The sequence below is a fragment of the Paracoccus xiamenensis genome, from assembly GCF_011308835.1.
Classification (GTDB): Bacteria; Pseudomonadota; Alphaproteobacteria; order Rhodobacterales; family Rhodobacteraceae; genus Paracoccus; species Paracoccus xiamenensis.
This window is the reverse complement of sequence record NZ_JAAOHY010000002.1, coordinates 12338-36526: the sequence shown is the minus strand read 5'-3', so window position 1 is coordinate 36526 and position 24189 is coordinate 12338. Positions and strand designations below refer to the sequence as shown.

The following is a 24189-nucleotide window of genomic DNA, read 5'->3' as shown; positions in this document are numbered from 1 at the left end:
GGTGGCGCATTTCAGCTTTCCGCAGAAAATCCTGTTCAAGCATTGCGACCCGGCAGGGATCGGCTTCTACCCCCGCTATGTCGAGATCATCAATGACGCGGTCGAGGCGATGTTCGACGACTGCCTCGGCTGGTCTTTCGCCGAGATCGTAAAGACCGGCGGGGTGCCCACGGCAAAACTGAATATCGACTTCAAGGCGCCTTGCCGCCTTGGCGATCAGATCCAGCTGGATATCACCATAGACCGGCTGGGCCGGTCCAGCATGGCGCTGACCATTGTCGCGCGGGGCGGCGAGGTCCGCTTCACCGTCGATCAGGTGCTGGTCTGCACCGACACGAATGGCAAGCCGCGAAGCTGGCCCGATCCGGTCCGCGCGAAAATCAATGACATCATGGAGGGCTCGGTATGAAGCCAGTGACGATTCACCCGGAGGGCTGGGCACCCGCGCTTGGATACGCCAACGGCATGCTGATGGCTGACGGAACGCTGCATATCGGCGGCCAGATCGGCTGGAACCGGGACAAGGTGTTCGAAGCGCATGACTTTATCGGTCAGATGGAGCAATGCCTGCAAAATATCGCCGAGGTTGTTCGCGCCGCTGGCGGCGAGGTCACCGATATTGGCAGGCTGACCTGGTTCGTGAAGGACAAGGCCGATTATGTCGCCAATCAACGCGCTATCGGCGAAGCCTATCGTCGTGTCATGGGCAAGCACTTCCCGGCCATGTCGATGCTGGTCATCAAGGACCTGATCGAAGACGAGGCGCTGATCGAAATCGAGGCGACCGCCTATATCCGCAGCTGAGGCGTCAGCGCCGTCGCGGTCTGCATATCGAAGGCCCGGCTTTCCCGCCGGGCCTTTCGTTTCACGTGAAGCTTTTTACCGTCTGCAACGCCCCGTCAAGCGCGCGGCCTTCTTCATCCTGAAGTGCCGCCTCGCGCAGGCGGTGGATCCAGTCGGCGGCGTCCTCACGATGTTCGACCAGGCGCGCGCCCTCCATCACGCGGGCGAATTTCGATTGGCCGCGGGCGTGGGTGTCGGAATAACCCTTGATGAGGCGCTGGTTGCGCAGCAATTCGATCGCGACCGGTGGGGGCGCTGCCGCGACGCGGTCCAGCCAGCTTTCCAGATGCGCCATCTCCTCGGCATGGCGTAATGTGCGGCGGCGCCAGCCCTTTGCGCCGGCCAGCAGATACAGCATGGAAAAGCCGATGATGCCATCGGTGCGGATGCGCCGCCCGCGATTGAACAGCCGGTCGATCAGCGCCATCCGCTTGGGATTGGCTTGCCAGCGCGCGCCCAGCCGGGCGGGCAGAAGCGAGACGATTTCTTCGGCGCGCGGATGCAGGAACTCGGTCACCTGCATCAGCTGGCCGGGCTTCAGCCGCATCTCGCGGGCGATCCGAGTGCCGCGTTGGGGCCGGGTCTTGGCATTCGCGACGCGGATGATGTCGTCATAGGCCATGGCATTGGCGATATATTTCGCGGCCTCGGCCGTCAGGCTGCCATCGCCGGGGTCGCGGGACGCAATCCGGCGCAGGCGGTCCAGATAGTCGCGCCCGTAATCGAGATCCTGAAAATCCACCACCTTGCGCAGGCCTGCTTCGGCCATCGTCGCAGCCTTTGGTGACAGGTCGGACAGGCTGGCGCGCAAGGCGTCCCATTCACGCAGCAGGGCGTCGGGGCCCGTCGGTGTGTGGGTCGTGGCCTCGGTTGTATCGGGGGGCGCTTCGGTGGTCGTGCCCGAGGCGGCATCGAAGCCGGCAGCAAAGGCGCGCAGGCTGGGCTCGACCCCTTTGCCGCTGGCGCGAATGGCGTCCTCGAACGCGGCGCGGGGGAAGGGAAGCGCGCCCGAACCGGCAAGCGCGCCGAACATCGTCGCCGAAATGACAGAGCCATTGGCAATCGCCAGCGCATCGAAATCCGCAGCGACCAGCTGACGCGCGGCCAGCTCGGCGGCTGCCATCACCTCGTCGCTGGACGCGATGCCGTCGCCGGGCACCATCTTTTCCGACACCGCCAGCGCCCTGTGGGTCGAGGTGATCAGCGTGGTGCGGTCTGGCGTCACGAAACCGCGCATGATGGATCGCCCGGCCTCCATCATCTCGGCGGTGATCATCACGTCCACGTCGCCCGCGGCGGGCATCAGTGAAAACACCGGAAGCTGGTCGCCCTTGGGCGCCATCTCGACGTAGTAGACGGTGGCACCGGTGCGCTGCGCCACGCCCGCCACACTGGTCGCCTGCGCCAGATAGCCATTGGCGCGGGCCAGCCCTTCGATCCAGCTGGTCAGCACGCCGCCGCCCTGACCGCCCACGGCCAGAATGGCCACCTTGATGATGCTGGTATCGGCTGACAGATCGCCCGGTTTCACATGCGTGTTCATTCCGCCACCCCCAGATCCAGCCGGCGCGCGGCGCGGCGCTTGGTCAGAAAACTGCGCCAACCTTCGGGCCAGCGCGCCAGCCGGGTTTCCAGCTTGCCGGGGTTGTGGACCACATCGGCGCGGTAAAAGCTGGGGCACAGGATGGCGGCATCGGCGACCTCGCCGCAATTGCCGCAGCCAACGCAGCTGACATCAATGCTGGCGACGGGATCGTCGCGCAGGGGATCATCCAGCTTCTTCAGCGAAAGCGAGGGGCAGCCCGACAGCCGCATGCAGGCGTGATCGCCGGTGCAGACTTCCTCGTCCACGCCAAAGCGCGGCACGTCCACGCGGCGGCCTTCCTTGATCGCGGCCGCGCGCAGCGGCTTTTCGCGTCGCTGCCGGTTCAGCATGCATTCGGACGAGGCGACGATGACCTTCGGCCCCTTTTCCTCGGTCGTCAGCGCCTCGCGGATGGTGTCGCGCATATGGGCCACGTCATAGGTGCGGTCGATCTGGCGCACCCAGTTGATGCCGATCCCCGCCAGCGCCTTCGAAATCGGGTTCTTCGTCGATTTCGACTTGTTCGACGCGCGCGAGGACATGACGTCCTGCCCGCCGGTTGCGGCGGAATAGAAGTTGTCGACCACGATGGCGACGCCGTCGGATTTGTTGAAGGCCATGTTCCCGAAGGACGAGGACAGCCCGTTATGCCAGAACCCGCCATCGCCGATGATGGCGACTGCGCGCTTGTCGCCGCCCCCGTCAAAGGCGCCGTTTGCTGCCGGGCCAAGGCCGTAACCCATGGTCGCGCCACCGATTTCGAAGGGCGGCAGCGAGGCAAACAGGTGGCAGCCGATATCGGCGGCGATCTGATGTTTGCCCAGTTCCTTTTCCACCAGCTTCATGGCCGCGAAAATGGGACGTTCAGGGCAGCCGGTGCAGAAGCCGGGCGGGCGGATCGGCACGGTTTTGGACAGATCGGGAATGGCCGGCGGCGTGGTGTTCGGTGCGCGCAACGCGTCGGACAGCATGTCCGGGGCTGCTTCCTTCAGGAAGGCGGCGATGCCATCGCGCATGACCGCGCCGGTATATTCGCCAGCCATCGGCAACACGTCCTTGCCGTGCAGGCTGACATCTGAACGGGCGCGATACAGAAACGCGCTCAGCTGGTTTTCGATGAATTCCGGCTGGCCTTCTTCGACCACCAGGATCGACTTCTTGCCCTTGCAGAAATCCAGATATTCGTCGGCCACCAGCGGATAGGTGACGTTCAGCACATACAGCGGGATCTGGCTGTTGCCATAGATGTCGGCCAGGCCCAGATGCTGCAGCGCGCGCACCACGCCGTTATACATGCCGCCCTGCAATACGATGCCGACGGGGGCCTTTTCGGGGCCGAAGACCTCATTCAGCTTGCGGTCGCGGATGAATTTCTCGGCTGCGGGCCAGCGGTTTTTCACCTTGTCCTGTTCATGCTGATAGGATGCTGGCGGCAGCACCACGCGGGCAAAATCGGATCGCGGATTGGCCACTGCATCCTTGACGGTGAAGTCCGGGCGTTTGTTGTCGCGGCATTCGAAGCTGCCGGTGACATGGCAGGACCGGATGCGGACCATCAGCATGACCGGCGTGTTCGAGACCTCGGACAGGTCGAACCCGTCCGAGACGGCCTTGACGATGCTGGGCAGGTTGGGGCGCGGATCCAGCAGCCAGAATTGCGATTTCATCGCGAAGGCATGGGTGCGTTCCTGCATGATGGACGAGCCTTCGCCGTAATCCTCGCCCACGATCACCAGTGCGCCGCCGGTCACGCCGCTGGATGCCAGATTAGCCAGCGCGTCTGATGCGACATTGACGCCCACCGGGCCCTTGAAGGTCACCGCCCCGCGGATGGGGTAATGGACGGATGCGGCCAGCATGGCGGCGGCGGCGGCCTCGTTCGCATTCGCCTCAAACCGGACGCCGAGATCCTGCAGCAGCTCCTCGGCATCGGCCAGAACATCCATCAGATGGGAGATCGGCGCCCCCTGATAACCGCCGACATAGCCCACGCCCGATTCCAGCAACGCCTTGGTTATCGCAAGAATGCCCTCGCCGGTGAAGGTCTGACCCTGCCCCAGCTTAAGGTGCTGCACTTCGGCCTTGAATGAACGTTCTGCCATGGCGTTTCCCTGAAATCATGGGTTTGCCCGCTGCCTGTTGGCAAGCTGGGCCAGCTTTGGCCGCGCGGCCGGTATCCGGTCCCGCCACCCCTCGCGCGGTATCTGTCGGGGTGGTTGGACTTAGTGTATGAAAAATCATATTATCGCGCAAATGTTTTGTGTTCAAAATTATTTCCGGGCGTTTACAGGGGGCTGGGCTGGCATTTCCTGCAACGAATCGGCAGAGTCATGGGATGTCACACCACCAACAAGGTTGCTGGCGGATGTCGAAGAACAGCGTTAGCAATCGAATCCATTAGGCGGCAGAAGGCGGATGGACTTGGCGAAACAGGATGAACAAGGGACCGCACCGGGGATTGATCTGGAACGGATGCCCTCGTTTTTGCTGAACCATATTGTTCATCAATACCATCGGGTGCTGCAGTCGCGGCTGAAATCGGTGGGGGCCTCGACGCTGAAAATGCGGATCGTGATCTCGCTGAAGATCTATGGCCGGCTTACGGTGAATGAGCTGTGTGGCTATGCCATCGCCGAACAGCCGACCATGAGCCGCGCGCTGGACAGCCTGGAAAAGCAGAAGCTGATCGAACGCCAGGTCAGCCTGGAGGATAGCCGGCTGCGCCTGGTCAGTCTGACGCCGGAGGGGCAAAAGGTCTTTGACAAGATCCACCCGGAGATCTCGCGGGTGAATGATTCGATGATGGCCGGATTCAGCGCCGCCGAACGCGAAATCTTTCTGACCGGGCTGACCCGCGTGCTGGCCAATCTGCGCCAGATCTGAAGCCGTGCGGTCATAACCTGTTGAAAATTATATATTGTGCTGTGGAAATCAAAAAGCTTGCCACAGCACAATACTATATGAATACTCATTTAAATGCCAGCATGCCGCCGCGTTTCGACTGATCCCGGCCGGTGATGAGATGGGGGAGTTTCGTGCCGACACCCGCAAGCCCAACCACCCGCAGCCGCCCCCGGCAGTCATATGAGGGCGTTGCACTGGTGGCACCCGCCAGCGTTCCCTATCAGCGTTATTCGACGCAGACCGCGCATTGGTGGATTGCCCGCGCGCTGCGGATGGCGCTGGATGCGGCGGGGCTGCGGTCGGGCGACCTGGACGGGCTGTCCATGGCCAGCTTTACCCTGTTTCCCGATACCGCCGTCGGTCTGACCCAGCATCTGGGCCTGTCGCCGCGCTGGCTGGATCATATCCCGATGGGGGGCGCGGCCGGCATCGTGGCGCTGCGCCGTGCGGCGCGCGCGGTGCAATCCGGCGACGCCGATATCGTTGCCTGCGTGGCGGGCGACACCAACCACATCGACAGCTTCCGTCAGCTTCTGTCCAGCTTTTCGCGCTTTCAGGCCGACGCTGCCTATCCCTATGGCTATGGCGGCCCGAATGCGAATTTCGCGCTGCTGACCGACCGCTACATGCATGAATACGGCGCCACGCGCGAAGATTTCGGCCGAATCGCCGTGTCGCAACGCGACAATGCGCTGAGAAACCCGAATGCGCTGATGAAAAAGCCGCTGAGCCTGCAGCAATATCTGGATGCCCGCCCCATCGCCGACCCCATCGCGCTGTTCGATTGCGTGATGCCCTGCGCCGGGGCCGAGGCGTTCCTGGTGATGACCGTGGACGAGGCTGAACGGCGCAACCTTCCCTATGCCACGCTTGAAGCCGCGATAGAACGTCACAACGCCAATCCCGACGACCCGATCCAGCTGCGCGGCGGTTGGACGGTGGACGCCGATCAGCTGTATCAGATGGCGGATTGCACCCCGCAGGATATCGACCTGCTGCAAACCTATGACGACTATCCGGTGATCTCGATGATGCAGATTGAGGATCTGGGCTTCTGCGCCAAGGGCAAGGCCGCGCAATTCGTCCGCGACCACGACCTGACCATTGACGGGGATTTCCCGCATAACACCTCTGGCGGGCAGCTGTCGGCCGGGCAGGCGGGGGCCGCAGGTGGCTTTCTGGGGCTGGTCGAGGCGATCCGGCAGGTGACCGGCACCGCAGGACCGACGCAGGTGCCGGGGGCGCGTCGGGCGATGGTGTCGGGCTTTGGGATGATCAACTATGATCGCGGGCTGTGTTCGGGGGCGGCGATCCTGAAAGGAAACGGGCCATGACCACGCCGCTGAGGCCTCCGCCGAAGAAGAACCCCGAACGGCGCACGCTGTCCCCGACGATACCCCCGCAGGCGCGCAGCCGTGCCGCGATGGGCCTGACCGCCGCCGCCGCCGAGGGCCGCTTTGCCATGCAGGTTTGCGGCGAATGCGGGGCGGTGCTGTATCCGGCGCGCGACGCCTGCAACAAGTGCCTGTCAGTCGAACTAAGCTGGCAGGATGTGGACCCACGCGGCGAACTGCTGGCCGAAACCACGGTGCGGACCTCGACCAACCTGTATTTCCGCGAACGCGCGCCGTGGCGGGCCGGGACCGTGCGGCTGGATGCCGGGCCGATCATCATCTGCCATATTCATGGCGATGTACCGCCGCGCGCCCGCGTGGTGATGACCAATCGGCTGGACCGGGCCGGGCAGGGCGTGCTGCTGGCCATGCCCGAAACTCCGGCCCCGGATATGGAGGATGATCCGCAATTGCGTGCCATGACCTCGGACCCGAAACTGCGCCGCGTGCTGATCGTGGACGGGCGCAGCGACAATGCCCCGGCCATCGCCAAGGCGCTGCACAAGGCCGGTGCCACGACCATTTTCGTGGGCGAGGCCGAAGGCTGGCGCCCGAACCCGCATCGCGCCGCCTTGCAGGCCGTGCCCGGCGTGCAGGTGCTGCCGTTGGACGTGACCGACAGCGCCAGCATCCGCGAACTGGCGGGCGAGATCGGCGGCAAGGTCGATATTCTCATCAACAACGCCCGTTTCATCCGCCCCGGCGGTGTGCTGGCGCGGGGCGATACCGCCTTTGCCCAGCAGGAATTCGACGTGAACGTGATGGGTCTGATGCGGCTTGCGCAGGCTTTCGGGCCGGGGATGTGCGCGCGGACGGCGGACGGGGTGAACTCTGCCGTGGCATGGGTCAACATCCTGTCGGCCTATGCGCTGGTGAATATGCCGGAGTTCGGCAGCTTCGCGGCCTCGCAAGCGGCGGCGCTGTCGCTGGGGCAGTCGCTGCGCGGCGAGTTCCGTGACAGCGGGTTGCGCGTCATGCATGTCTTTGTCGGCCCGACCGAGGATGATTGGCATCAGCCTCTGCCGCCGCCCAAGGTCGCGCCCGGATCGCTGGCCAACGACCTCGTGAAGGGTCTGCAGGCCGGGCTGGAGGATGTCTATTGCGGCGATGTCGCGAAGGAATTGGTCGCGCGCTTCCGCGCCGGCCCGAAAGTGCTTGAACGCGAAATGACCATGGGAGGAAGATCATGAGCGCGCTTGCCGGACTGACACAGGCCCTTGCATCAGGAGCGGTGCGGGTGGTCGACCTGACCCACACACTGGACCCGGATTTCCCGGTCATCGTGCTGCCCCCGGAATTCGGCCAATGCGCCCGCTTCCGGATTGAGGAGATCAGTGCCTATGATGAACGCGGCCCGGCGTGGAAATGGCACAATATCAGCATGGGCGAACATACCGGCACCCATTTCGACGCGCCAAGCCACTGGATTTCCGGGCGCGACGTGCCGAACGGGGCGGTGGACGAAATCGACCCCGGCGTCTTTGTCGGTCCGGTGGTGGTGATCGACTGCTCCGCAGGCGCGGCGCAGGATGACGATTACGAACTGACGCCAAAGATCATCGAGGCGTGGGAGGCCGAACATGGCCGCATCCCTGCCGGATCATGGGTGCTGCTGCGGACCGACTGGTCCAAGCGAAGCGGCGCTGAATATCTGAACCTGCGCGACGACGGCGCCCATTCGCCCGGCCCCACGCCCGAGGCGATCCAGTTGCTGGTCCATGATCGCGACATTCGCGGCTTTGGCACCGAAACGGTGGGCACGGATGCGGGGCAGGGTGGCCATTACACACCGCCCTATCCCGCGCATTTCACCCTGCACGGCGCCGGTAAATACGGGCTGCAATGCCTGCGCAATCTCGATCAGTTGCCGCCGACCGGGGCGGTCTTGCTGGCCGCACCGCTGAAGATCAAGGGCGGCACCGGCAGCCCCTTGCGGGTCATGGCGCTGATCGAAAACTGAACCTTCGGCCTTGGCTAGCCGACAGCGACCTGCCCGATATTTGGGCAGGTCGTTTTGTTTGGCGCAAAGGGGACTGCCCTCTGGCCCTGAAGTTGCGCGGAAATCTACATCAAGCACGAATATTTTGAATTTAAATTTGATTCCATGAAAACTCATGCGTAACATGAATCAAAACAGAATGATTCCATCCTGACAGGGGTAGCCAGATGAAGATGTGGAAGAATACCGCGCTCGCCGCCATCATCGCCAGCGCCTTCGCGCTGCCGGCACGGGCCGAAGATGTCATCAATGCCGTGCATTTCACGCCGACGCAGGTGGGCTTTGCCCAAAGTTTCCTGCGCTTTGTCGACAAGGTGAACGCGGCCGGCGAAGGCGTGGTGCGGATCGAGGTGCGCGGCGGTCCGGAAGTGATCCCGAACACTCAACTGGGCGCGGCGCAGCAATCCGGGCTGATCGACATGATCAACAACCCCGCCGGCCTGTATCTGGAAATCGTGCCGGAAGGCGATGCGTTTTCGGCCGCCACGATCACGCCTTGGGAAGCGCGCGAAAACGGCGCGTGGGAGAAGATCGACCAAGTCTATCAGGAAAAGGGCAACGCCAAGCTGATCGCATGGGTCGATACCGGCGTCGGCTTCCACATCTGGACCGTGGATGAACCCAAGGTGCAGGACAATGGCATGCTCGATTTCAACGGTCTCGTCCTGCGCGCCTCGCCGCTTTACAAACAGTTCTTCGACAGCATCGGCGCGCAGGCGGTGGTGATGCCGATGGGCGATACCTATACGGCGCTGGAACGCGGGATGATCAACGGGCTGGCCTATCCCTCGATCGGGTACAAGGCATTCGGCTGGGACAAGTTCACCCGCTACCGCGTCGATCCCAGCTTTTTCGGGATGGATGTGCTGATCTCGATGAATCTCGACGCGTGGAACGACCTGTCGGACGAATCCAAGGCGGTGCTGGAAAAGGCCGCGCAGGAATTCGAACGCGAAAGCTCGGACGCGATCCGCAAAGAGGATGAGGAAACCCGCGCCCTGATGGAATCCGAAGGCATGCAGGTCGTCGAGATGACGGGCGAAGGCCGTGACGCCTTTCTGGACGCCGCCGCCAAATCCAGCTGGGACCGCCTGACCGAACGCGACCCGACCCATGTCGAGGAACTGCGCGAGCTGTTCAACTGATCCAAGTGCCCGGCCGCCTGCCGCGGCCGGGCTGATCCCCGCACCGCAACGCAGGAACGCCAAGGCATCCCATGGAACGGTTCTTTGATATTGTCGGTTATATCTCCTGGCTTCTTGCCTCGGCGGCGAAGCTGCTGATCGGCGCGGTCATCCTGATGGTGGTGGCCGATGTCGTCGCCCGAAACCTTGGGTTGAAGGCGATGACCTGGGCGATCTCGGCATCCGAATATAGCCTTCTGTATATCACCTTTCTGGCCATGCCCTGGCTGGTCCGGATCAAGGGCCACGTCTTCGTGGTCTTCCTGCGCGCCCTGTTCCCGCCAGCCATCCAGCAGCTTCTGGAAAGGCTGGTCTATGTGGTCTGCATCCTGCTGTGCCTGTATCTCGGCTGGGTCGCATGGGCGTCGATGGTGACCGCGATCGAGAAGGCCAGCTTCGAAAGCCGCACCTTCGACATGCCGAAATGGGCGATCTTCCTGCCGATCTTTCTGGGCTTTGCGCTTTCGGCGCTGGAATGGCTGCGCTTCCTTCTGACGCCCGCATCCATCTATGACGCCAGCCCACTTGAAGCCGAGGGAATGTGATGGATTGGCTATACCCCTTCGCGATCCTGATTGGCACCATCATCACCCTCATGGGGCTGGGTCTGCCGGTCGCCTTCGCCTTCTTCGCCACCAATATCCTTGGCCTGATGCTGTTCTTCGGCGGGCAGCGCGGCATCACGCAGATGGTCGCCAACTTTTCCGAGGCCGTGGGCACCTATGCGCTGGCGCCGCTGCCGATGTTCCTGGTCATGGGCAGCCTGTATTTCCGTTCGGGACTGGGAGAGCGGGTCATCCACGCGCTGGATATCGCTGTTGGTAATCTGCGCGGGCGGTTGTCTTATGTGGTGCTGATGGCAGGCGCGATCTTTGCTGCGCTGTCGGGGTCCAGCCTTGCCAATGCCGGGATGATGTCATCGCTGATGGCCCCGGAAATGCTGAAGCGGAACTACAAGCCGCATATGGCTTATGGCCCGGTGCTGGGCGCGGGTAACTTGGCGGTTATCATTCCGCCCTCGACACTGGCGGTGCTGCTTGGGTCGCTGGCGCAGATTGACGTGGGCGCGCTGCTGATCGCGGGCATTCTGCCGGGGCTGCTGCTGACGGTGATGTTTTGCGGGCTGATCTGGTTCCAGACCAAGATCGACCCCGAGGCCGCGCCGCAATATCCCGTCCCCGAGGTGTCAGGCCGCGAGAAATGGCGCGGGGTGCTGGTCAACATCCTGCCCATGTCCTTCTTGGTTTTCACAGTGGTCGGCACGATCATCCTTGGCATTGCGACCCCGACGGAATCGGCGGGCCTCGGCTGTGTCGGTGTGGCGGCGCTTCTAGTCGTTTATCGCAAGTTCAGCTGGTCGGTGGTCTGGCAGTCGCTGGACGACGCGATGAAGGTGACGGGGATGACCTTCCTGATCATCTCGGCCTCGATGACGTTTTCGCAGATCTTCGCCTTCTCGGGGGCGTCGAACGGCTTCATCAATGCGGTGATCGGCCTTGAATTGGGGCGCTATGGCATCATCCTGCTTATGGTGCTGGTTATTCTGGTTCTGGGCATGTTCATGGATCAGGTGTCCATGATGCTGATTACCCTGCCGCTGTTCATGCCATTCGCGGCGCAATACGGGTTTGATACCGTCTGGCTGGGCCTTATCCTGCTGCTGGCGTTCGAGGTCGGCTTGTCCACCCCGCCCTTCGGCCTGCTTCTGTATGTGGTGATGGGATCGGCCAGCGGCGATATGGGGTTGAAGACGGTCGCGATGGCGGCGCTGCCCTATGTGCTGCTGACGCTGGTGCTGATCGTGCTGGTGGTTGTCTTCCCGCAGCTGGCGCTGCTGCTGCCAAGCCTGATCTGACGCCATGACCTGCGTGTTGATGCTGGTCTGGGACAAGGAGATCGGGGGAGATCTGCGCCTGCCGTTTGCTCAGCTGCCGGGACTTCAACGCGGGCTGATCCACTGTCCCACAGGCGCCGAACCGGACGCCCCGGCAATGGCGATGCAACTGGAATTCGACGGCATCGAAGCACTGGAAGCCGCCTGTGGCCCAGACGGCGCGTTGCGGACTTTACCCGGTCGCCCGCGCCAGCAAGCATTCCTGCGCCGCAGCTACTCGGTTGCCGAACCGGGCGAGGGTGGCTGTTCCTATCTGGTCCACTATCCCGGCCCCGCGCAGGACCGGAACGGATGGCTGCAACACTATGCGGATCACCACATCCCGCTGATGTGTCGCCTTCCCGGCATTCGCGCGGTCGAGATGCTGACCCGGATCGACCACCTCTCGTCCCTGCCATTCCCGCGCGACAATCACATGCAGCGCAATCGCGTGGCCTTCGACAGCCCGCAGGATCTGGCCGCCGCGCTTGCATCGCCCATCCGCGCGGCGATGCGCGCCGATGTCGATGCCTATCCACCATATCACGGCGGCGTCTTTCATTTCACCATGCTGACCGAGGCGATCCGCCCAATCAGAAAGGAATCCTGAAATGCCCTTTGAAAAAGCGATCTATACCGCCGAAATGATCTCGACCGCTGGACGGGACGGTACCTCGAACCGGCCCGATGGCAGCTTTCCGTTGAAGCTGACCGTGCCGACCGCGCTTGGCGGGCCGGGCGGCGAAGGAACCAACCCCGAGGAGCTTTTCGCCGCCGGCTATTCCGCCTGCTTTATCGGCGCGCTGAAGGTCGCGGGGCGGCAGGACAAGGTTGCCGTGCCTGACGATGTGCAGGTCGCGGCGAAGGTCAGCATCGGCAAGGTTGAAACCGGCTATGGCCTTGCGGTCGAACTGGTCGTGCATCTGCCGGGGCTGGACCGCGACGTGGCGCAGGCGCTGGTGGAAAAGGCGCATCAGACCTGCCCCTATTCCAATGCCACGCGCGGCAATATCGACGTTCAGCTGACGCTGGCCTGAGTGCGATGCGGATCTTCTGGCAAAGCTTCATCGACGCGGAATCGAACCCGGATTACATGGCCCGGCTGTCGGCCTATCTGAACCAGATCGCCGGAGCGGATACGCAGGTCACGCTGCGCGGCATCTCTCCGCCCGACCGGGATTTCAGCCGCTTGTCAGAGTTCCGCTGCGCCATTCAGGCCATAGATCAGGCCATCGACGCCGAGGCCGACGGTTTCGACGCCGTGGTGCTGGGCCATTTCCAGGACCCCGGCCTGATGGAACTGAAATCCGCCATCGGCATCCCCGTCATCGGCGTGGGCGAGGCCAGCCTGCATTTTGCCGCTCAGCTTGGCCGCCAGATCGGGCTGATCACGCTGGACCAGACGTTTCGGCACCTGCATCACGAACAGGCCGACCGCTACGGCCTTGGCGAGCGCGTGACGCATGTTTCTGGGCTGAATGTCACGCCGGGCTATTTCGCCGATGCCTTTCGCGGCGACGGCGCGGCGAAGGATCGCATGATCGCCGAACTGCGCCGCATCGCCCAGCCGATGGTCGATGCCGGTTGTGACGTGATCGTGCCGGCAGGGGTGTTACCGGGGCTGCTGATCAGTGGCGAGCGGGGTCTGTGCATCGGTGATGCGCCGGTGCTCAACCGCGTCGCCGTTGCCCTGCTGCAAGCCGAGATGCAGGCGCGGTTGTTCGCGCTGAACGGGCTTGAACCCAATCGCGGCCCTTTCTGCGCCCGCGCCGGTGCGCAGGCTATCAGTGATTTTCGCGGCCTTCTGGCCCGCCATTCTGCCGGGAAGGATTGACCCAAATGACCGAGATTGCAGCCTTCAAATCCGCCTTCCCTCCGGCCGAGCGTGTGCTGCCCAAGCTTCTGCTGGCGCAAGAGGCGCGCTTTTCCGACGCGCCGCTGTTTGCCTGCGGCGAGGCGAAGCTGACCTATCGCCAGACCCGGCGGGCGGCTGCGCAGGCGGCGGCGGCGCTGGAAGCTGGCGGCATCGCGCAGGGCGACCGGGTCGCGATCATCTGCGGCAACCGACCCGAATTCATGCCGGTCTTTCTGGGCTGCGGCTGGATGGGGGCGGTCTCGGTTCCCATCAACACCGCGTCGCGCGGGTTTCAGCTGCAGCATATCCTGTCGAATTCAGGCGCGAAGCTGCTGGTGATCGAGGACAGCCTGCTGGAGGTGCTGGAGGGTCTTGAGCTAGACAAGCTGGCCATTCAGCGCATCTGGGTGATCGGCGAAGGCGCGTTGCCGGATCTGCCCGGCATCAGTGTCGAGCACCTGCCGCAGACCGACACCGAGGCCACCGCTGCCGCAGTCAAACCCAGCGATGCGCTGACGATCCTTTACACCTCTGGGACGACCGGCCTGTCGAAAGGTGTGGTCTGCCCGCATGCGCAATTCTTCTGGTGGGGCGTCTATACCGGCCACATGCTGGGCTTGCGGACAGGCGATGTGCTGCACACACCGCTGCCGCTGTTTCACACCAATGCGCTCAACTGCTTTTTCCAGGCGCTGCTGAACGGCTGTCAGCAGGTGGTTGAGCAGAAATTCTCGGTCTCGGGCTTCTGGGGTGCAATGGGGGCATCAGGTGCGACGGTGACCTATGTGCTGGGGGCGATGGTGCCGATGCTGCTGTCGCGGCCCGAAGGCGCCGATGAAAAGGCGCATACGGTCCGCGTGGCTTTGGCGCCCGGCGTGCCGGCACCCGCTGCCGAGGAATTCACCCGCCGCACCGGGGTCGTGCTGCTGGACGCTTACGGTGCGACCGAAAGCAACGTGGTGATCGGCACTACGGAATCGACGCTGAAGCCCGGCTGGACCGGGCTGCTGTTGCCCGGTTTCGACGCCCGCATCGTGGATGAGGCCGACAACCCCGTGCCCGATGGCGAGGCAGGAGAGCTGGTGATCCGCGCCGATGAACCTTTTGCCATGTCGCTGGGATATTTCGGCATGCCCGAAAAAACCGCCGAGGCATGGCAGAACCTGTGGCTGCATACGGGCGACCGGATGCTGCGCGCGCCTGACGGCTATTTCCGTTTCCTCGACCGGATGAAGGATTCGATCCGCCGCCGGGGCGAGAATATCTCGTCTTATGAGGTCGAGCAGGTGCTGGCCGCTCACCCGGATGTGGCCGAGGTGGTGGTCTTCCCCGTGGCATCCGAACTGGCCGAGGACGAGGTGATGACCGCGATCATCCTGCATGACGGGGCCGCGCCCGACCCCGAGGCGATCATCCGCCATTGCGAGGGCAAGATGTCCTATTTCGCCGTGCCGCGTTACGTCGAATTCATGGCCGAGCTGCCCAAGACCGCCAATGGCAAGGTGCAGAAATTCATCCTGCGCGAGCGCGGCGTGACAGATGCGACCTGGGACCGGGAAGCGGCGGGCGTGACCGTCCGGCGCTGATCACTCCATCGGCAAACTGACGTTCTGCGTCGAAAGCCCGTCGCGCAGACGGCGCAGTACGCCGCGCATCGCGTCCAGATCTGCCTCGGTCATGTCGCCGAACAGATCATTGACCATGTCGCGATGTTCGGCGGCGACGGCCTCAAACGTTTCCAGCCCCTTGGGCGTCAGGCGGACGGTGATGCGGCGGCGGTCTTCTTCGGAGTGGATGCGGGCGACCAGCCCGTCCTTGACCAGTCGATTGACCACCGTGGTCGCGTTACCGTTGGAAATCAGAAGCGTACGTGAAAGCTCGGTCATGGTCAGCCCGTCGCGCCAGCGATGCAGCGCCGCCATCACGTCAAAGCGGGGTAGGGTGGTATCATGGCTGACGCGCAGAAATTCGCGTAGCTGATTTTCGACCTGCCGGGTCACGCCCAACATGCGGATCCACAGCTTGAGGCGGCGCATGGCAAGGGGATCGTCCTCGGACCCGAGGGCGGATCGGGAATGAATATCGGTGCTCAAATCATTGCTCATCATGTGTTCCGTGGTTCGGATATATTCATATTGCATCAACCACAAATATTTTAAGAGCAAAATTTTGCATTGGCCTGTGTCCGATCAGATGGGCACCGTTCCGATACTGGCACCGCCATCGACGAACAGCGTCTGGCCGGTGATGAAACCGGCATCCGGGTCGGCCAGGAACATGAACGCGCGGCTCACGTCGTTAACCGTGCCCAGCCGTCCGACCGGGATGCGGCGGGCCAGGTCACCTTCCTGCGCGCTGCCTTTGGGGACGATGCCCCAGAAATTGTCGGTCAGGATCGGGCCGGGGGCCACGACATTGACGGTGATACCATGTTCGGCCAGTTCCAGCGCCCAGGTCCGCGCCATGCCGATCATCCCGGCCTTCGATGCCGAATAGGCGGTGCGGGTTTTCGCCCCCAGTGCCGCGCGCGAGGCGTTGAACAGGATGCGCCCGAAGCCCCGCGCCTTCATCTCCGGCAGAAAGGCCTGCGTCAGCGACAGCGCGGCGCCGAGGTGAAGCTGGGTCAGCGCCAGCATATCCTCGGGCCCGGCGTCTTCGATCAGGTTCGGCAGGATGATCCCGGCATTCTGGACGAAATGGGTGACCTGATGGCGCGCGGCAATGTCCGCGCCCACCTGCGCCACGGCCACCGGATCGGACAGGTCGCAGATGATATGTTCGACATCCGCCGCCTCGCCCTCGTGCCGCGCCAGCGAAACGACATGCCAGCCTTTCGCCAGCATCGCCGCCGCCAGATCGGCGCCGATGCCCTTGTTTCCGCCGGTGATGACGGCTGTGTATTCGGTCATGGCAGCAACTGGATATTGCCGAAAGCGGCGTCGCAATTCAGGATATCGACGCGCTTGCCGGCGATGCGGATGCCGTCCGGCGTGGCCTTCAGATCGTGGGTGACGGTCAGCGCCAGCATCTGCTGTTCGTCCAGCCGGGTCTCGACATAATGCATCTTGGTCACGACCTTGGCGCTGTCCTCGGCCAGTTCCAGAATGCGAGGGCGGTTCAGCACATGATGGCAGCGGCTTTTGGGCTTCTGACTGAAGGTGCGCGCGCCGTGCAGGCGTTCGATCCGCAGGCGCAGCATGAAGTTGTCTTCATACAGAAGCGAGGTCTCATTAACCGGATCCTGCTGGTTCCAGTTCAGTGGCATCCAATAGACGGCATCGGGTAGCCACAGATCCAGCCATTCGTGAAACTGGCCCTCGTCCAGCATCCATGCCTCGTCATAGATGAAATCGGTGACTTCCTCGCGGTTCATGCCGCACCCCCCAGCATGAAGCGTTTCCATGCGTCGAACTGGTTGCGCATCTGGCGTTCTGTGGTGCCGTTCAGCTCTGCCGTTTCGGTGAAATCCTCGCCGTCTTCGTAAAGTCGCTGGATGTTGACCCATTCCAGCCCGTCCGACATCAGCCCTTCCTGCGCGCGTTCATACATTTCCAGATCGTCGTGTCCCACCATCGAGGTCGGGGCGTTGATCATCCGGTTGTACATCGCCGTGCGGGCAGTCAGTTCCGAAGGCGCGCCGTCAAGCGCGAAGATCCAGCTTTCGACCAGCGTCTTGTCGGGACCAAGCGGAATGAAGTTCCGCAACTGCTGGATCGGTCCCTTGATCATGATGTTGGGGAAATAGACGGTGTTGTGCCGGTTCTCGCCCAGAATTTCCTGCGTCCGTTCTTCGCCATAAGCCTCGACCATGGCGTCGTAATAGCCGGGGATGGCCGAGTAATCGGAGTGGATCGAGTGGTGCACGCCGGTATGGCCATGCCCGTTCGGCCAGGTGCGGATGCCCATGTTTTCGAAGAACTCATAGGGCGACATGAAGGGGGCGATGATCTCCATCGCGGGGGGCTTGGGGGTGCCTTCGGGCTTGTCCATCTCCTCCCAGATCTTCACGGCGGTGCCGGCGCTAGATTCGTGGGCGACCATCGGGTGGCAAGTATCGGTCTGGTTTTCGACCAGCATCTTCCAGTTGCACTTGTGCATATAGCGCAGGGGCGCACCGGCAATGGTCAGCGTCCCCTGGGGCGAGCGGTCGACCATATTGTCCAGCGAGGACAGGGAATCGCCGAAGAAATCTTCGAAGCTGATGCCTTCTTTCGCCAGTCGGGCAAAGACGAAGCCGCGATAGTTCTTCATGTCGCCGACCGGGGCCAGACCCTTTGCGGCCTCTGTCTCCTCCAGCCCGGTGCCTTCGTATCCCTTCTTCAAAGGGATCGCCAAAAGGCAGCCATCGGTCTTGAAGGACCACGCGTGATAGGGACAGCGGAAGAACTTGCCGGTATTGCCCGCCTTGTCGATGACGATCTTGGTGCCCTTGTGCGGGCAGCGGTTATACAGGACGTGGATTTCGTTATCGGTATGGCGCACCATCAGCAGCGGCTGGTCGCCGATCTGGGCGGTGATGTAGTCGCCCTTGTTCGGGGTCTGGCTTTCATGGCCGATATAGACCCATGCATTCGGAAACAGGTGCTTCATTTCCAGCTGGTAGACTTCCGGGCTGGTGTAGACATCGCGGTGAACCTGCTGGGGGCGGATCAGCGCGTCGATACGGTCGCGCAGGGCGGCGTCGGTCATGGCTTTCTCCTTCAAAGGTCGAGTTTCAGGCGTGCGGACAGCGCGCGGCTGACGCAGATCTGCATGACCTTGCCGCTGTCGCGTTCATCCTTGGACAGCACCACGTCGCGGTGGTCGGGTGTGCCTTCCAGCACGTCGGTCTGGCAGATCCCGCAATCGCCGCGCTGGCAGTCGAAGATCAGGTCAATGCCCTCGGCCTCCAACACCTCGATGATGGTCTTGTCGGCGGGGATGGTGAAAACTTGGCCGGTCGAGGCGATCTCGACCTCGAACGGTTTGTCGCCGGACTGGTGCGAGACGTTTTCGAACAGCTCGGCATGGAACAGGTCGGCGCGGCCGGCGGCCTCCATCGCGGCGCGGGTGGCGTCGATCATCGGCTTCGGGCCGCAGACATAGACATGGGTGGCGGGGTCGGCTTCGGCGATCAGTGCTGCCACGTCCAGCGGGCCGCCGTCGCGGTCGTCGTGATGCAGGCGCAGCCGGTCGCCATGGGTGGCCAGCCGGTCGGCAAATGCTGCGGCGGCCGGGCTGCGGCTGGCATAGACGATGCGGAAATCGCGCCCCCGCCGCGCCAGCGCCGACGCCATCGAGATCAGCGGCGTCACCCCGATGCCGCCGGCCAGCAGCAGCACCGGCCCGTCGCCCGGATCCAGCGGGAAATGGTTCTTGGGCAGGCTGGCGGTGACCTGATCGCCCGGTTTCAGATCATGCATGAAACGCGAGCCGCCCGCGCCATTCGCGTCGCGGCGTACGCCCAGAATATAGCTGCCCGGTGTCGCCGGATCGCCGGTAAGGTCGATCAGCGAATAGGCGTTTTCAGTCCCGCCCGGCAGGGTCAGCAGGATATGTGCGCCGGCTTCGAATGCGGGCAGGGGCGCTGCATCGGGGCGGGTCAGTTCGATTTCCCGGATCAGCTCTCCGACATCGTCGGTGCGCCGGACGATCAGCGTCAAATCGGTCAATGCCTTCATCCCTGCTGGACGTGGGTGATGGGAAAACTATCCGGGAGAGGCCCGTATTTCGTCAAGCTTTAAGTTTGAAATAGTGAAAATTCATATATGTGCAGCCCGGCGATTGGGTTTGGCGGCGGCTGTAAACTGGCATAATCTGGCGGCCAGCTTGAAGGGGCGAATATGTCGGAAGATATTGATTTTGACGGCCTTGTTGCATTGGCGCAGAACCTTCCGGCGCGACCGGGGCGTCAGGTGATCGCGATTGTCGGCGCGCCGGGCTCTGGCAAGTCGACGCTGGTCGAACGGCTGGCCGAATCGCTGGCTGATACGGCGATTCTGCCGATGGACGGGTTTCACTATGACGATGCGGTGCTGCACCAGATGGGCCGCAGGCCTTGGAAGGGTGCGCCCGACACCTTCGACGTGGGCGGGCTGCGCAGCACCCTCTCGCGGCTGCGAGATCGGGCCGAGGGCGCCGTTTCGGTGCCGGTATTTGATCGCGATCTTGAAATCTCGCGCGGCAGTGCCCGCATCATCGGCCCCGAGGCGCGGCTGATCTTGGTCGAGGGCAATTACCTGCTGCTGAACCGCGCGCCTTGGCCCAGCCTGCGCCCGCTGTTTGACCTGACCGTCCGCATCGAGGTTCCCGAGGATGAGTTGCGCCGCCGCCTGACCCGGCGCTGGATAGGTTACGGCCTGACCGAGGCCGAAATCGCCTTCAAGCTGGATGAAAACGACTTGCCCAATGGCCGGCTTATTCTGCACGAAAGTGCGGCACCCGATTATTTGCTGCACCCTTCCTGACAGTGCTTCAAATTTAAAAAGGTGAAAATTCATATTTTTCTTGCCTGAAATATCAGCCGGTGGCAGGCTTCCCTGAAGAATCGCAGCTATGCGCTACGGGAGGAGTGACATGCGACTGACGGGGAAATTCATTCTGCCGGGCCTGATGGCGCTGGCATTCGCGGCCGGTGCCAACGCGCAAGAGGTGACATTGCGGCTGTCGAACTGGCTGCCGCCGTCGCATCCGGTGGTCAAGGACATCATGGTGCCCTGGGCCGAACAGGTGACCGAAGCGACCGAGGGCCGGGTCGCGGTCCAGATCCTGGATGCGCCACTTGGCCCGCCGCCGGCGCATTTCGACCTGGTCGCCAGCGGCGCCGCCGATCTGGGCTTTTCGGCGCACAGCTATACGCCCGGCCGTTTCGCGCTGACCGAAATTGCCGAACTGCCATTCCTCACCCCCAGCTCCGAGGCGAATTCGGTCGCGCTGTGGAATGTCTGGTCGAACATGCTGGCCGACAAGGGCGAACATGCCGGCGTCAAGGTGCTGGGCCTGTTTGGCCACGGGCCGGGGCATCTGTTCACGACGGAACGCCCGGTCTCGCCACTGGACGGTCTGAAAGGCGCGAAGATCCGGGTAGCGGGTGCCGTGACCGATCAGCTGGTGCAGGGGCTGGACATGGTTTCGGTGCAGGCACCGTCATCGGAAAGCTATGAACTGCTGTCGAACGGTGTGGCCGACGGGATCGTGTTTCCTTACGAATCCGTACCTTTCTTCAAGCTGGACGGGCTGGTCAAGAACGGCCTGCGGGTGCCCGGTGGGATGTATAACGTATCCTTCTTCTTCGTGATGAATCAGGCGCGGTTTGACAGCCTGTCAGAGGCTGACCGCGCCGCCATCGACCAGGTCTCGGGTCAGGCGCTGGCGCGGATGGCGGGCAAGGCCTGGGACGCCGCAGATGCCGCCGGGCTGGCCGCGCTGGATGGCAAGGTCACCTTCCACGACGCCACCGAGGAGGAGATCGCCACCTTCAAGACCGATGCCGATGCGATCTATGACCGGGTGCGCCAGAACTACGCCGCCAAGGGTGTCGATTTCGATGCCGCGCTGGCGATGTTTCAGGAAGAACTGGCGAAGGTGCAGCCGTGAAGATCGCCGGTCTGCGTCAGCGGGTCGGCACGGCAACGGCGGTCCTTGTGGGCATGATGCTGCTGGCGCTGACCTGCATCACCGTGCTGGACGTGACCGGGCGCTATCTGCTGAACGCGCCGCTGCCGGGCGGTGCCGAACTGACGGAACTGCTGGTCATGGCGGTCATCTTCACCGGTCTGCCGGCGATCTCTTTGGATGACGGCCATGTCACCGCCGACCTGCTGTCGCATCAGCTTGGACAAAGGGGCCGGACGGTGCAGCTGTTCGCGGCGCGGGCCTGTGCGGTGGTGGCGCTGGTGCTGATTGCGAAACAGATGTGGGAACATGGGGCGCGGCTGGCCGGCTATGGCCAGACGACGGTTTATCTGCACATCCCGGTCGGGCCCGTGATTCAGGTCGCGGCGGTGGTTTGTGCTGCCTCGGCGGTGATCGTGGCGGCGCTGGCGATCAGCCGCGCGCCGCAGGGCGGCTAGGGGGCGCGTATGGATTGGCCCATCGGAACCGCAATCCTGTTTGCGCTGCTGTTTTCGGGGATTCCCATCGGCTACTGCCTGACGCTGGTCGGCTTTGCCGGTGTGGCCAGCATCATCGGCATTGACCCGGCGCTGGCGATGATCGGGCAGGTCTATTCCGATGCCGGGCGCAGCTATACCCTGTCGGTGGTGCCGCTGTTCCTGCTGATGGGCAACATGATCGTGCAGTCCGGCATCGCAGACGAGATCTATGACGCCGCCAATGCCTGGCTGCGCCACCGCAAGGGCGGACTGGCGATGGCGACCATCGTCGCCTGCGGCGGCTTCGGATCGGTCTGCGGATCGTCATTGGCGACGGCGGCAACGATGGGCCGGATCGCGCTGCCGGCCATGCGGAGGCATGGTTATTCCGACAGTTTGGCGACGGGGGCGATTGCCGCCGGGGGGACGCTGGGGATCATCATCCCGCCCTCGGTCATTCTGGTCATCTATGGGATCCTGACCCAGCAGGATATCGGCAAGCTGTTTCTGGCCGGCATCGTGCCGGGCCTGCTGGGCGTGATCGGCTATATGCTGGCGGTGCGGCTGTCGCTGGTCATGCGGCCGGAAAAGATCGCCGATCTGCCCCGCCTGTCGCTGGCCGAGCGTCTTGCCGCGACCCGAGGCGTGGCGCCCGCGCTGCTGCTGTTCGCCTTTGTGTTGGGCGGCATCTATCTGGGCATCTTTACCGCGACCGAGGCCGCCGGCATGGGTGCGGGCGCGGCGATCCTGCTGACAGCGCTGCGCGGAAAGCTGACCTGGCGGCCCACGCTGAACACCCTGTTCGAGACGGGAAAGACCACCGCCGTCATGTTCTTCGTGCTGTTCGGGGCGCTGTATTTCCTGAACTACGTCAACCTCTCCGGGCTTTCGACCGACATCCGCAATTGGGTGCTGGGGCTGGACATGCCGCCCCTGGGCGTGATCGTGATGATCATGCTGATGCTGCTGGTGTTGGGCAGCCTGCTGGAAAGCCTGTCCATGGTCATGCTGGTGACGCCGATCCTGTTTCCCATCGTCACCGCGCTGGGGTTCGATCCGATCTGGTTCGGGGTGTTTCTTGTCGTGGCCACCGAACTCAGCTACATCACGCCGCCGATGGGGATGAATGTCTTCGTGCTGCGCGTGGTCGCGCGCGATGTGCCCATCGGCCAGATATTTCAGGGCGTGGTGCCGTTTGTCATTCTGGATCTGGTGCGGTTGGTCTTGCTGATCCTGTTCCCGATCCTGGCGCTGGCGATCCCCCGCTCGATGTAAGGGAGCGGGGGCGATGGCCGAGGGCGACGAAAGCGGATTCCTGGAATCCTACACGCTGTTCCTGATGGCGATGGCAAGCGCGAATGTCAGCGCCGAGTTTCACCGGATCGCCGCCGATCAGGGGCTGTCAGTGCCGGAATGGCGGGTGCTGGCCTGCCTTCACGACCGCAAGGCCGCCAGCGTGACCGACCTGGCACGGCTGTCGCTGATGGAACAGTCGCGCCTGACCCATCTGATCGGGCGAATGCAGGCGCGCGGGCTGGTCGACCGCAAGCGCAGCAGCCGCAACCGCCGCAATGTCGAGGTGACGCTGACGCCCACAGGTGCCACCCTTGCCGCCGATCTGGTGGCGCAGGCCAAGGCGCACGAAAAGGCGGCAATCCTTGATCGGCTGGGGGCCGAGGATACGCGGGTCTTTCACGACCTGCTGCGCAAGCTGATGGCCGACCCGGCGGGCTGAACGGCTACCAAAGCTCTGCGATTGCCTGGGCGCAGGCGATGACTTCGTCGGGGGCGCCCTCGGGCAGTTCCTGCAGGGCGACAATGGAAATGGCAGCCTCGTCCGAAACGGGGGCGGCGATGCCAACCGCGCCGGGCTGCAACTCTCCCCTCGTCAGGGCATAGCCCCGCGCGCGGGCTTCGGCGACGCCGGGCGGTTCGTCCTCGGCGGGCGTGCGGGCTGACAGGATCGCCAGCCCCGGCGCCCCGCGCGTCAGCGGATGGCGCACGCCCAGCCGGTAGGTGACGCGCAGATAGCCGTCGCCCCCTTCATGCACCAGCGCCACCACCGCATTCGGCCCGTCCGCCAGCACCAGACAGGACGTCGTCCGGGTCGAGGCTGACAGCGCCGCCAGCAGCGGTGCCGCCGCCGTCAGGCGCTGCTTTTCCACCTTTGCGGCCAGCGGAATCAGTCCGGTCCCCAGCACCGCGCGCCCGTCCGGCAGGCGGCGGATCAGGCTGTGGCCTTCCAGCGTCGCCAGCAAGCGATAGGCGATGGCTTTGTGGACGCCCAGCCTGTCTGCCAGCTCTGCCGGCTTCAGACCCGCGGGGGCCTCGGCCAGCACCGACAGGGCGGCAAGGCCCCGGTCCAGCGTCTGCAAGGTCGTCGTTACCATTGGTCAAACCTGTTCGTTGACAGAAACATGAATCACAGATTACGGTATATGTAACAGGCAGTGCGATATTCGACAACAGGACGGGAGGCC

At 63.4% G+C, this 24189-nt stretch carries 26 protein-coding genes; 18 read left to right on the top strand and 8 right to left on the bottom strand.

Annotated features, from left to right (window positions below; translation table 11 throughout):
* Position 1 precedes the first annotated feature (1 nt).
* Entirely contained in the window at positions 2-409 is a 408-nt protein-coding gene (locus G7044_RS06975; protein WP_328803826.1) for an acyl-CoA thioesterase, read from the top strand.
* Entirely contained in the window at positions 406-804 is a 399-nt protein-coding gene (locus tag G7044_RS06970; protein WP_166327536.1) for a RidA family protein, read from the top strand. Before G7044_RS06975 ends, G7044_RS06970 begins: the two co-directional genes overlap by 4 nt.
* A gap of 61 nt (positions 805-865) precedes the next feature.
* Here the strand turns inward: G7044_RS06970 and G7044_RS06965 are convergent, their stop codons facing one another.
* On the bottom strand, positions 866-2386 hold the full coding sequence (locus G7044_RS06965) for an indolepyruvate oxidoreductase subunit beta family protein (RefSeq protein WP_166327535.1): 1521 nt from the start codon (positions 2384-2386) through the stop codon (positions 866-868).
* Positions 2383-4530 (bottom strand): thiamine pyrophosphate-dependent enzyme, encoded by a 2148-nt coding sequence (locus G7044_RS06960; protein WP_166327533.1) that lies wholly within the window; start codon positions 4528-4530, stop codon positions 2383-2385. Before G7044_RS06960 ends, G7044_RS06965 begins: the two co-directional genes overlap by 4 nt.
* Before the next feature lie 319 nt (positions 4531-4849).
* Between G7044_RS06960 and G7044_RS06955 the strand changes: the two genes are divergently transcribed.
* The 11 genes from G7044_RS06955 (at position 4850) to G7044_RS06905 (ending at position 15223) form a co-directional block, all read left to right on the top strand.
* The gene (locus tag G7044_RS06955; protein WP_166327531.1) at positions 4850-5311 is read left to right on the top strand and encodes a MarR family winged helix-turn-helix transcriptional regulator; all 462 of its coding nucleotides are present in this window, start codon (positions 4850-4852) and stop codon (positions 5309-5311) included.
* Between the two features lie 152 nt (positions 5312-5463).
* A complete protein-coding gene (locus G7044_RS06950) occupies positions 5464-6666 on the top strand; it encodes a thiolase family protein (protein WP_328803825.1) in 1203 nt (400 codons plus the stop codon).
* Positions 6663-7916 (top strand): SDR family NAD(P)-dependent oxidoreductase, encoded by a 1254-nt coding sequence (locus G7044_RS06945; protein WP_166327527.1) that lies wholly within the window; start codon positions 6663-6665, stop codon positions 7914-7916. Before G7044_RS06950 ends, G7044_RS06945 begins: the two co-directional genes overlap by 4 nt.
* Positions 7913-8686 (top strand): cyclase family protein, encoded by a 774-nt coding sequence (locus G7044_RS06940; RefSeq protein WP_166327525.1) that lies wholly within the window; start codon positions 7913-7915, stop codon positions 8684-8686. Before G7044_RS06945 ends, G7044_RS06940 begins: the two co-directional genes overlap by 4 nt.
* 206 nt (positions 8687-8892) lie before the next feature.
* Entirely contained in the window at positions 8893-9870 is a 978-nt protein-coding gene (dctP, locus tag G7044_RS06935) for a TRAP transporter substrate-binding protein DctP (RefSeq protein ID WP_166327523.1), read from the top strand.
* Between the two features lie 71 nt (positions 9871-9941).
* Positions 9942-10454, top strand: a complete 513-nt coding sequence (locus G7044_RS06930; RefSeq protein ID WP_166327521.1) for a TRAP transporter small permease — start codon at positions 9942-9944, stop codon at positions 10452-10454.
* Positions 10454-11764: a TRAP transporter large permease gene (locus G7044_RS06925; protein ID WP_166327519.1), complete on the top strand. Its 1311-nt coding sequence runs from the start codon at positions 10454-10456 to the stop codon at positions 11762-11764. Before G7044_RS06930 ends, G7044_RS06925 begins: the two co-directional genes overlap by 1 nt.
* A gap of 4 nt (positions 11765-11768) precedes the next feature.
* A complete protein-coding gene (locus tag G7044_RS06920) occupies positions 11769-12392 on the top strand; it encodes an EthD family reductase (protein WP_166327517.1) in 624 nt (207 codons plus the stop codon).
* 1 nt (position 12393) lies between these two features.
* A complete protein-coding gene (locus G7044_RS06915; RefSeq protein WP_166327515.1) occupies positions 12394-12819 on the top strand; it encodes an organic hydroperoxide resistance protein in 426 nt (141 codons plus the stop codon).
* A 5-nt stretch (positions 12820-12824) separates the two neighbouring features.
* On the top strand, positions 12825-13616 hold the full coding sequence (locus G7044_RS06910) for an aspartate/glutamate racemase family protein (protein WP_166327513.1): 792 nt from the start codon (positions 12825-12827) through the stop codon (positions 13614-13616).
* Between the two features lie 5 nt (positions 13617-13621).
* Positions 13622-15223, top strand: a complete 1602-nt coding sequence (locus G7044_RS06905; protein ID WP_166327511.1) for an ATP-dependent acyl-CoA ligase — start codon at positions 13622-13624, stop codon at positions 15221-15223.
* Here G7044_RS06905 and G7044_RS06900 read toward each other — a convergent pair whose 3' ends face one another.
* The 5 genes from G7044_RS06900 to G7044_RS06880 form a co-directional block, all read right to left on the bottom strand.
* Positions 15224-15742 carry a MarR family winged helix-turn-helix transcriptional regulator gene (locus G7044_RS06900; RefSeq protein WP_166327509.1) on the bottom strand — a complete coding sequence of 173 codons (519 nt, stop codon included), beginning with the start codon at positions 15740-15742 and terminating at the stop codon, positions 15224-15226.
* A gap of 84 nt (positions 15743-15826) precedes the next feature.
* The gene (locus tag G7044_RS06895; RefSeq protein WP_166327507.1) at positions 15827-16546 is read right to left on the bottom strand and encodes an SDR family oxidoreductase; all 720 of its coding nucleotides are present in this window, start codon (positions 16544-16546) and stop codon (positions 15827-15829) included.
* Positions 16543-17010: an aromatic-ring-hydroxylating dioxygenase subunit beta gene (locus G7044_RS06890; protein ID WP_166327505.1), complete on the bottom strand. Its 468-nt coding sequence runs from the start codon at positions 17008-17010 to the stop codon at positions 16543-16545. The genes G7044_RS06895 and G7044_RS06890 overlap by 4 nt, the downstream gene beginning before the upstream one ends.
* Positions 17007-18326, bottom strand: a complete 1320-nt coding sequence (locus G7044_RS06885) for an aromatic ring-hydroxylating dioxygenase subunit alpha (RefSeq protein WP_166327503.1) — start codon at positions 18324-18326, stop codon at positions 17007-17009. The genes G7044_RS06890 and G7044_RS06885 overlap by 4 nt, the downstream gene beginning before the upstream one ends.
* A gap of 11 nt (positions 18327-18337) precedes the next feature.
* Positions 18338-19297 (bottom strand): PDR/VanB family oxidoreductase, encoded by a 960-nt coding sequence (locus G7044_RS06880; protein WP_166327501.1) that lies wholly within the window; start codon positions 19295-19297, stop codon positions 18338-18340.
* A gap of 162 nt (positions 19298-19459) precedes the next feature.
* Here G7044_RS06880 and G7044_RS06875 point away from each other — a divergent pair, with 162 nt between their 5' ends.
* The 5 genes from G7044_RS06875 to G7044_RS06855 all read left to right on the top strand — a co-directional run bounded on the left by G7044_RS06875 (position 19460) and on the right by G7044_RS06855 (position 23444).
* Positions 19460-20083, top strand: coding sequence for a nucleoside/nucleotide kinase family protein (locus G7044_RS06875; protein ID WP_166327499.1), 624 nt, complete (start codon positions 19460-19462; stop codon positions 20081-20083).
* 109 nt (positions 20084-20192) lie between these two features.
* On the top strand, positions 20193-21212 hold the full coding sequence (locus G7044_RS06870) for a TRAP transporter substrate-binding protein (protein WP_166327497.1): 1020 nt from the start codon (positions 20193-20195) through the stop codon (positions 21210-21212).
* On the top strand, positions 21209-21688 hold the full coding sequence (locus tag G7044_RS06865) for a TRAP transporter small permease (protein WP_166327495.1): 480 nt from the start codon (positions 21209-21211) through the stop codon (positions 21686-21688). The genes G7044_RS06870 and G7044_RS06865 overlap by 4 nt, the downstream gene beginning before the upstream one ends.
* Positions 21689-21697: 9 nt before the next feature.
* Complete coding sequence (locus G7044_RS06860) at positions 21698-22984, top strand: TRAP transporter large permease (RefSeq protein WP_166327493.1); 1287 nt, start codon at positions 21698-21700, stop codon at positions 22982-22984.
* Between the two features lie 13 nt (positions 22985-22997).
* The gene (locus G7044_RS06855; RefSeq protein WP_166327491.1) at positions 22998-23444 is read left to right on the top strand and encodes a MarR family winged helix-turn-helix transcriptional regulator; all 447 of its coding nucleotides are present in this window, start codon (positions 22998-23000) and stop codon (positions 23442-23444) included.
* A gap of 4 nt (positions 23445-23448) precedes the next feature.
* Here the strand turns inward: G7044_RS06855 and G7044_RS06850 are convergent, their stop codons facing one another.
* On the bottom strand, positions 23449-24099 hold the full coding sequence (locus tag G7044_RS06850) for an IclR family transcriptional regulator (protein ID WP_166327489.1): 651 nt from the start codon (positions 24097-24099) through the stop codon (positions 23449-23451).
* Positions 24100-24189: the final 90 nt, after the last annotated feature.